Source organism: Janthinobacterium sp. GW821-FHT03C10 (genome assembly GCF_059420865.1).
Window position 1 is genome coordinate 115,470 of the sequence record NZ_JBWKUN010000002.1, and the last position, 6,274, is coordinate 121,743.

Genomic DNA, 6,274 nt, shown 5'->3' on the forward strand with positions numbered 1-6,274 from the left:
CATCGAGATTTTCCATGCAAAAAATTCATATCACCATGCCGCTTGCCCTCGGCGCACTGGCCGTCTGGCTGGGCTTGAGCATGGGCGGCCGCTGGCTGGAATCCGCCGGCTACGCCTTGCCGGGCGCAGCCGTCACCGGCCGTATCGGCCTGTCGTGGGCGCTGGCCGCCCTGTTCGCGCTGGCGCTGCTGCTGGCATCCAGCCGGCCCCGCGAAGCGGGCCTGAGCGCGCCGCATCCGTGGAAAAGCATGTGGCTGGTCTGGCCGCCCCTGCTGTATGCGTTGCTGATGCTGTTGCTGGCCTGGGCCGGCGGCTGGCCGCAGCCGCGCGTGCTGCTGATCGTCGCCTGCAATGCGGCACTGGTGGCCGTCTCGGAAGAGCTGATGTTCCGCGCCATCTTGCTGCAAGGCATGCTGGACCGCTACGCCGTCTGGCCCGCCGTCCTGATGTCCTCGGCGCTGTTCGGCCTGGCCCACACGGCCAACGGCCTGGCCTCGGGCGACGTCAGCGGCGCCCTGTGGCAAGCCGTCGCCGCCACCCTGCAGGGCATCGGCTACGCGGCCATCCGCCTGCGCACCCGTTCGATATGGCCCATGGTGCTCGTGCATGGACTGTGGGATTACGCGCTGGTGACGGCCACCTTGCCGCATCCGGCCGAGGACGGCGCATCGATCCTGCCGTACATCGCCCTGCTGGCCGTGCTGCCCCTGTGCCTGTACGGCGTCTACCTGCTGCGCCCCAGTCAGCGGGCTGGCATCTCTCAACTGCAAGTATAGGAACAGACATGGCGTTTTTTTCACGCGAGTACGAGGTATTCCTGCTGCTGGCCGCGCCCGATGCCATACCGCTATGGGATGCGGCGCAATGGACGCCGTTTGCCGCCAGCCTCGACGGCCTCGAGGCGCAGGCGCGGGGCAAGGCCGGCGTGCGCAGCCATCAGTACAATCCCAAGGGCAAGTCGATTCCCTTTGGCCGCCTGGGCTGGGACGCCAAATCGCACGCGAAGTGGACCCACACGCCAGCGACGACGGCAGCGCGCTTCATGAGCCTGGAAGCGTGGGCGCCCACCTGGACCGTCTGCGAAAAGGAAGACCAGGCGCCCGATGTATTCCTCGCCCTGGCCAATGAATCGCTGCTGGGTCTGGCAGGCAAAACCTTGCAGTTCAGCCAGCGCCTGGTGTGCGCCATCGCCACGGACATGGGCCCGGAAGCGGCCGCCACCTTGCGGCAAGCGCTGGCGCAACTGGCCACGCAGCAAGGTGCCGTCGTCTTCGCCCATACGCGCCGCCAGTGGGGCCGCGCCTCGTCGTACGCCGGTTTCACGGGTGCCGTCCAGGACATGCTGATCGGCGGCCTGTTCCAGGCCGACGACCCGCATGCGCGGCCGCTCGATGACGCCGCGTTCCAAGACGTGTGGAGCAAACTCGACATCCACCATGCATGAACGGACTCCCATGCCACGCCTGACCTGCGCCATCCTGCTGTGCTGGAGCATCCATGCGGGCGCCTTCGAACTGCGCGGCACCATCCGCAGCAACGGCGCGCCGCTGCCGCAAGCCATCAGCATCGTTGCCGAGCGCATGCACGGCGAGCCGCAGATACATGGCACGGTCGAAAATGGCCGCTACCGCATTGAGGTACCGGAAGGCAGCACACTGGCACTGCTGCTGCAATCGCCCGGCTGGGAAGCGGAGCCCAAGCTCATCTTCAGCGCGGCCACGGCCGGCGCGCTGGACTTCCTGCTGTATCCGGCGACCGTGCCCGAAGCGGCGCTGGCGCAGGAGTTGCTGGCCATGGAAAAGGAAGATGTGGCCGCGCGCACGGATTGGCCGGCGACCGGGTCCGATATGCAGGCACGGCAGCGCATGCGCGAGACGGATGCGAAGAACGAAGCGAGGCTGCGCCACATCATCGCCAGCAAGGGCTGGCCCACGCAAACGATGGTCGGCTACAAGGCGGCGGGCAGCGCCTGGCTGATCGCCCAGCATGGATCAAATGCCTTCCTCAAAAGCAGCCTGGTCCTGATGCGCGCAGCAGCGGCACGGGGGGAGATCACGCCCTCGAAGCTGGCACTGGCGATCGACCGCGACTTGAGCAATGACAATCTGCCGCAGCTGTACGGCAGCCAGTTCCAGACTGGCAGCGACGGCAAGAGCGCCGCCTTCCCCATCGACGATCCGCAGCGCCTGGAGCAGCGCCGCGCCAGCATGGGCATGGAACCCTATGCGCAGTACCGGCAATTGTTCGAGTAAAGACCAAGCATTGACAGCGCCATCCATCGCATGGCATTGTTGCTCCATGCAATCGCCATTCCCACCCCTGCCATCGATTATTGCCGCCATTTCAAACATGGTGGCTGGGCAGGAATAAGATTGCCCAAGCCGCCTGCAAGGCGGCTTTGATCTGCAACAAACAATCAAGACGTCTCGCAGGTTTTGTTTCCCCACCTGAGCGAGCGACCATGCAAACCACTTCCAGTACCCTAGTTACCCCCACCCTGCACCTCGTGTGCGGCAAGATTGCTTCCGGTAAATCTACCTTGACGGCCCGGCTGGCCAGCGCGCCGCATACGGTGCGCATCAGCGAAGACAGCCTGCTGGCGCAGCTGTATCCGGACCAGATCGCCAGCCTGGCCGACTACGTGGCCTGCGCGGCCCGGCTGCGCGCGGCCATCGCGCCTCTGGCCCTGCAGATGCTGCGGGCGGGCGTGTCCGTCGTGCTCGATTTCCCCGCAAATACGCCCGCCAGCCGGGCCTGGATGCGCGCACTGTTCCAGCAGGCGGGCGTGCCGCACGTGCTGCACTACCTCGACGTGACGGATGAGGAATGCAAGGCGCGCTTGCGCCAGCGCAATGCCAGCGGCTTGCACCCGTTTTCCACCAGCGACGCTGATTTTGACGCCATCACGCGCCACTTCGTGCCGCCGCAGGCGTCGGAAGGCTTTGATATCGTGCGGATTGCCGCCTAAAACGTCCCCGGCAGCAGGATTTTTTTATCTACCTGCTGCAAATCGCGCAAGCCGCAAAAGGCCATCGTCAGATCGAGTTCGTTGCGGATGATGTCCAGGCATTTGGTGACGCCCGGGCCGCCCATGGCGCCCAGGCCATATAAGAATGGGCGCCCGATGTACACGCCCTTGGCGCCCAGCGCCACGGCCTTGATCACGTCCTGGCCCGAGCGGATGCCGCCATCCATGTGCACTTCGATCTGGCTGCCGACGGCGTCGACGATGGCGGGCAAGGCTTCGATCGACGATTGCGCGCCGTCCAGCTGGCGCCCGCCGTGGTTCGAGACGATCAGCGCGTCGGCGCCGCTTTCCACTGCCAGGCGCGCGTCTTCCGGGTCCATGATGCCCTTGATGATGAGTTTGCCGCCCCAGCGCTGCTTGATCCATTCCACGTCCGCCCACGACAGGCTCAGGTCGAACTGCTGCTGCGTCCAGGCCGACAACGACGACATGTCCGACACGGACGTGGCGTGGCCGACGATGTTGCCGAAACCGCGGCGTTTCGTGCCCAGCATGCCCGCCACCCAGCGCGGCTTGGTGGCCATGTTGAGGATGTTCGGAATGGTCAGTTTCGGCGGCGCGGACAGGCCGTTGCGCAAGTCCTTGTGGCGCTGGCCCAGCACCTGCAAATCCAGGGTCAGCACGAGCGCGCCGCATTTCGCCGCCTTGGCGCGGTCGATCAGGCGGTTGATGAATTCGCGGTCTTTCATCACGTACAGCTGAAACCAGAACGGTTTGCTCGTGTTCGCCGCCACGTCCTCGATCGAGCAGATGCTCATGGTCGACAGGGTGAACGGCACGCCGAAGCGCTCGGCTGCCTGCGCCGCGAGGATTTCGCCATCCGCATGCTGCATGCCCGTCAAGCCCGTGGGCGACAGGGCCACCGGCATCGAGACGGCCTGGCCCACCATGGTCGAGGCCAGGCTGCGGTTTTCCAGGTTGACGGCCACGCGCTGGCGGAACTTGATCTTGGCGAAATCGCTGTTGTTGGCGCGGTACGTCGATTCCGTCCAGGAGCCGGAATCGGCGTAGTCGTAAAACATGCGCGGCACCCGTTTCTGGGCCAGCACGCGCAAGTCTTCGATGCAGGTGATGATACTCATGCGTTTCCTCGGTCGATGGCTAGTCGGACCATGATCGTGCATTTGGCCGCGCTTGTCTATCCGCCGGGCAAGACCAGCGCCTAAGGCGTGGCTTGCCAGTCGCGCGCGCCGAGGATCTGCTCGCCCAGCGCGGTCAGGCGCGCCTGCGGGTAGCGCAGCTTTTCCTTTTCCTCGGGGTCGCCGGGAAACGCGTAGCCCTGCGGCGCGCTGCGCTCGCGCCAGCTTTGCACGCGCCAGTCGCGCAGACTTTGATTGTCTTCCTGGGCGGGCGTAAAGGAAATGTATTGCGCCAGGCGCACCTGGTCCGTCGACGTGTTCGGGCGGATGCCATGCGCCAGCAGGCTGTTGAAGATCAACAATTCCCCCTTCTTCATGGCGATGAATTCCATCGGGTACGGCACCGTCGCCAGGTCCGGCTGCCACGGGTTGCGGTCTTGCGGCACCGTCTTGCGCCATGCGAGCAAGTTGTTGAACAGTTCCGGATAGCATTGGAAACCGCCGCTCTCGGGCGAGGTGTCGGACAGGGCCAGCACGCCCTGCACGTTGACGGGCAGCGGGTCGAGCGTGGTGTCCGCATCCCAGTGGATGAAGCCGCCAAACTTGCGCTTGCCATGGTTCGGCGTGTTCAGGTTGGCGCGGTCGATGGTCACCCACAAATCCTGGCGGTCCCAGATATCGACGAAGGCGTCGTAGACGCGCTGGGTCTGGCGGTTATCCCACAGGGTCTGGTTGTGATAGGCCTCGACCATGCCGGAACCGTTGAGTTCCTTCATCGCGTGGTCGCGCAGCTGGTCCCGGTTCCAGGTGGAGGGATCGTGCTGGTCGAGTCCCTGGAATTCCCACAGGAAATCTGTCGTGCGCCGAACCTGCTCGGGCGACACGGCATCCTTGACGATGACATAACCGTAGGTTTGCCAGTGCAGGAAATCGCTGTCGGACAGCACGCGCAAGGGCAGCTGTTTGCGGATATCGCGCAACTGGGTCTGTTCCGTGTAGGCCACGGACGGGTTGCCGGGACGGTCTTCGCCGTATTGGTATGGGTTCTGCATCGCTGTCTCCTGTGTGGGTGTGAGACAGATTGTGCGATGACGCGGCCAGTTGAAATGCGCGCCGAGCGGCCAATACTGATACTATCCTGACCATTCATATCCATAAAACGTCACAATGACGCCTTTATTCGAACAAGTCACGATTCCGGCGGGCCATTCCTGGGGCTTGCTGTGGCGCGAACTCGATGCCATTCCCTTCATCTGGCACTACCACCCGCAGTTCGAGCTGACCCTGACGGTGAATGCGCGGGGACAGCGCTACATCGGCGACCACCTGGGCGACTTCGAACCGGGCGACCTGGTGCTGCTGGGACCGAATTTGCCGCACACGTGGTCGGCCAGCGAGCGCATCGACAGCAGCCAGCCGATGCTGGCCGTCGTCGTGTGGTTTTCATTGGAGTGGCTGGAACGGCTGGCGGCCTGCTTTCCGGAGTTGCACAGCTTGCGGCAGCTGGCGGCCCGCGCCGGGCCTGCCCTGCATTTTTCGCCGCGGACGAGCGCGCGCTGCGCCGTTCAGCTGCTGCGGCTGAACGCCCTGCCCGTGCCGCAGCGCCTGCCGCTGCTGCTCGACGTGCTGCTGGACCTGGCGGGCGATACGGGCGCGCGGCCGCTGGCCTCGACGGCGCAGGCGCCGCTGCCCGATGGCCAGCACAAGCGCATGGCCGGCGTGTTCGATTTCATGCACGCACATTTCCGGGAAGAAATCGCGCTGGAAACCCTGGCGCAGCGGGCGGCCCTGTCGCTGGGCGCGTTTCACCGCTGTTTCAGGCGCCACGCGCATTGCACGCCGGGCGAGTACCTGGCGCGGCTGCGCATCGGCCGCGCCTGCCAACAGCTGATCGAAAGCGAGCTGGCCATCGCCGTCATCGCGCAAGAGGCGGGCTACCGCAACCTCGCGCATTTCAACCGCCAGTTCCGCGCCGCCAAGCACGTCACGCCGCGCGCGTTTCGCCTGCAGTACAGGCGCGGCGCCAAAGGCCTATCGTAAATCCGTTCGGAAACGAAAAAGGGGATCAGATTTTACAATCTGACCCCCGATATTCTGGTGCGGCTGGCAGGAATTGAACCCACGACCCCTTGGTTCGTAGCCAAGTACTCTATCCAGCTGAGCTACA

The 6,274-nt window shown here is 64.7% G+C and carries 7 protein-coding genes; 5 read left to right on the forward strand and 2 right to left on the reverse strand.

The features are described from left to right. The first annotated feature begins 14 nt into the window (after positions 1 to 14). The 4 genes from AC07VH_RS08315 (at position 15) to AC07VH_RS08330 (ending at position 2,968) form a co-directional block, all read left to right on the forward strand. On the forward strand, positions 15 to 776 hold the full coding sequence (locus tag AC07VH_RS08315; protein ID WP_494787191.1) for a CPBP family intramembrane glutamic endopeptidase: 762 nt from the start codon (positions 15 to 17) through the stop codon (positions 774 to 776). Positions 777 to 784: 8 nt separating this feature from the next. Then, positions 785 to 1,444 (forward strand): hypothetical protein, encoded by a 660-nt coding sequence (locus tag AC07VH_RS08320; RefSeq protein WP_494787192.1) that lies wholly within the window; start codon positions 785 to 787, stop codon positions 1,442 to 1,444. 10 nt (positions 1,445 to 1,454) lie between these two features. Next, the gene (locus AC07VH_RS08325) at positions 1,455 to 2,252 is read left to right on the forward strand and encodes a DUF6624 domain-containing protein (protein ID WP_494787193.1); all 798 of its coding nucleotides are present in this window, start codon (positions 1,455 to 1,457) and stop codon (positions 2,250 to 2,252) included. A 209-nt stretch (positions 2,253 to 2,461) separates the two neighbouring features. Beyond that, positions 2,462 to 2,968, forward strand: coding sequence for a P-loop nucleotide/nucleoside kinase family protein (locus AC07VH_RS08330; RefSeq protein ID WP_494787194.1), 507 nt, complete (start codon positions 2,462 to 2,464; stop codon positions 2,966 to 2,968). Here the strand turns inward: AC07VH_RS08330 and AC07VH_RS08335 are convergent. After that, positions 2,965 to 4,110 carry an alpha-hydroxy acid oxidase gene (locus tag AC07VH_RS08335; RefSeq protein WP_489630494.1) on the reverse strand — a complete coding sequence of 382 codons (1,146 nt, stop codon included), beginning with the start codon at positions 4,108 to 4,110 and terminating at the stop codon, positions 2,965 to 2,967. The genes AC07VH_RS08330 and AC07VH_RS08335 overlap by 4 nt on opposite strands. Positions 4,111 to 4,190: 80 nt before the next feature. After that, entirely contained in the window at positions 4,191 to 5,159 is a 969-nt protein-coding gene (locus tag AC07VH_RS08340; RefSeq protein WP_494787195.1) for a phytanoyl-CoA dioxygenase family protein, read from the reverse strand. A 115-nt stretch (positions 5,160 to 5,274) separates the two neighbouring features. Here AC07VH_RS08340 and AC07VH_RS08345 point away from each other — a divergent pair, with 115 nt between their 5' ends. Then, entirely contained in the window at positions 5,275 to 6,147 is an 873-nt protein-coding gene (locus AC07VH_RS08345) for a helix-turn-helix domain-containing protein (RefSeq protein ID WP_494787196.1), read from the forward strand. Positions 6,148 to 6,274 lie beyond the last annotated feature (127 nt).